This window comes from Yersinia sp. 1252 StPb PI, assembly GCF_048593885.1.
Lineage (GTDB): Bacteria > Pseudomonadota > Gammaproteobacteria > Enterobacterales > Enterobacteriaceae > Yersinia > Yersinia enterocolitica_E.
The window spans coordinates 1-2,576 of the sequence record NZ_JAZGQE010000310.1; the positions used below are offsets into that span (position 1 = coordinate 1).

The window sequence follows — 2,576 nt, forward strand, 5'->3', positions numbered from 1 at the left end:
ATCTAAAACGCAGCAACTCCAACAACCAAATAACCGCCTGGAATTGGTCAAAAAGTTTTACACAACAATAAATCAAACAATGATGCTTTTAATTAAACCAAATTAAGATGCTATTAGTAGCATCTTAATTATAACAATCATTATCGTTTGGTGAATTTTAGAAAAAAATAACATCACCACTCTATTTTATTAAAATCAGCGAGATGTTTTCCATGCTAACAAGTGAATTTTTCAATGATCTGAAGCTAAGCCCAGTATCAAGCATGTTAGCAATACTAATAACGGCTATAGGATTGATCTCACTATTTTTTGTATTGCTTCTTTATTTAACAGACTCTTGTATTGAAAAACATAATAGTAACTATAAAGATATATATCGGATAGAAACATCATTTAATCTACCTAACGGCGATGAAGTGAAGTCAGCACAAGTTCCATTCCCACTTATTTCCGTATTAAGAAATGATAAAGATATCAAAAAGATTGATTACATCGCACGTATTTTCACCAACCTACATATCAATGATAAGACGTATTCAAATATTGATATCTATGCAATTAGCACCGATTTTTTTAACACATTGAATCCCTATCAACAAAAAAATCTCTATCTGGCGCAGAATGAAATTATCATTACCCCAGAGTTTAACCGACAATATCTTCATCTGGATAATCCTCAAGGGCATGTCATAACGTTAGGTGATAAAGGCCAATTTCTTATTAAAGATGTTGTTGAATTTAATCCATCCAGCCGTTTTAAAACGACTGCAGTTATCGCATTCTCTCCTGAAATATTAGATGGCTACCACGATAAAAGACATGATTGGTATGATACCCATGCCTACGCTTTTATCACGATGAAATCTGGGATCAGCCCCACCCCAGAGCAACTAAACTCTCACGTTATTCAGCACGCACCACAGCTTCCAGGAGCCCCTTTTAGCCCAGAAGAATTCATTCAGCTTTCAGCACGTAATATTGCTGATATCCATTATGACAATGCATTGCCTGATGAAATTAGCACTGTAGTTTCAAACTCATACTTAAATATTTTATACGCCTCAGGTGTATTTATTTTTTTTGCTACGACAATGAATTTCTTCAATATTAACAATGTGATAAATACAAAGAAGAGAAACAGTTTCTATATAAAAAAAGCCGTTGGCGCGTCCCGTTACCAGCTAATCACAGAAGCATTTTTTATTGCTACATTCCAAACTGCATTTGTATTGTTAGTTGCTCTTTTTATTTTGATGTCACTCGTGCAATTTTCCGATAGTGCCAGAGAGCTTATCTTTACTCATGGCAGTTATGACTTCTCAACCGCGTTATCTATTACTACGGCGCTAACTTATGCAGCTATTTTACTCGCCCACTACCTCTTTTTGCTGACGCTGACTTTGCCTAATAATACCTATAGCCACAGCATTGCTGCACAATCATCACAGTCACACTATATGACTCGTATTATGTTCTGCATGCAGATAATTATTGCAGGTATCATCATATACCTGTGGGCGGGTATAATGACACAGATGCATTTTATGAAAGATTACAATTTTGGTTATGAAAAAGAAAATGTAATAACATTTATGCTAAGTGACGAATTAAAATCAAAGACCGCAATAAACAATTTACAAGATGAATTAAGGAATGCAGCTGGAGTTAATAGTATCTCGTTAAGTAACTGGCGGCCATTTGACATGTCTCGGCAGAATACTTCTGTATTCCATAGTAATCAGCAAGAAAAAGACAAACTAGCCACAGTTAACATCCTAAAGGTAAATGAGCACTTTATTAATACCTGGGGGGTAAATATTCTGGCGGGGGACAAAAACCCATTATTACCCAGTGATAATAGCAACATTTACCATGCAATTGCCACGAAATCGTTTATGACATTAATGGGACAACAGTCCTATGACCATATACTGAATACTATTTTTTATATTAATGAGAATAACTCGCAACATTCAGTTAGGGTACTGAATGTGATCGATGACTTTTATCTGGCAGATAGAGAGGAGACAGCGCCTCCCTTACTTATTCTCATTCAAAACAATCCCCAACGCTATGGCGCTGTCAAACTTGAAAACATTCAAGACATCGGGAAAATAGAGAAAATATTAAAACGCTATCACGTTAATACTGAGCATATAAAATTAGTCAGCAACTTACACCAAGAATATTTCAGTAATAATATACTTATGTATAATACGATCAACACGGTAACATTATTTACAGTCATATTAGTATTAATAAGCACAATAATAATCAGCACCTCAGAGACCAAACGGCTCGAAAAAACACTAGCAATAATGGAGTCTATTGGCGGATCAATTTATACGCATATTATTTTCTTTATACAGCAGAACATTACACCTATCGTCATAGCAGTAATAATATCACTTCCTCTCGGTTTTATGTTATTGCATAATTGGCTGACACAATATAGTGTAATTAAAGGGTTATCTTATGTATATGCGACAGGTTCATTTATTACTTTTATTTTATGCGTAATTATCGTTATGACTATTACACTTATTTTCAATAGTAATACACTAAATAGTCAGAAG

Annotated in this window: 1 protein-coding gene; it reads left to right on the top strand. The window is 34.5% G+C overall.

What is annotated here, in order from left to right:
* Nucleotides 1–212 precede the first annotated feature (212 nt).
* On the top strand, nt 213–2,576 hold a 2,364-nt coding region (darB, locus tag V2A85_RS23025; RefSeq protein ID WP_420072478.1), incomplete at its 3' end, for a darobactin export ABC transporter permease subunit.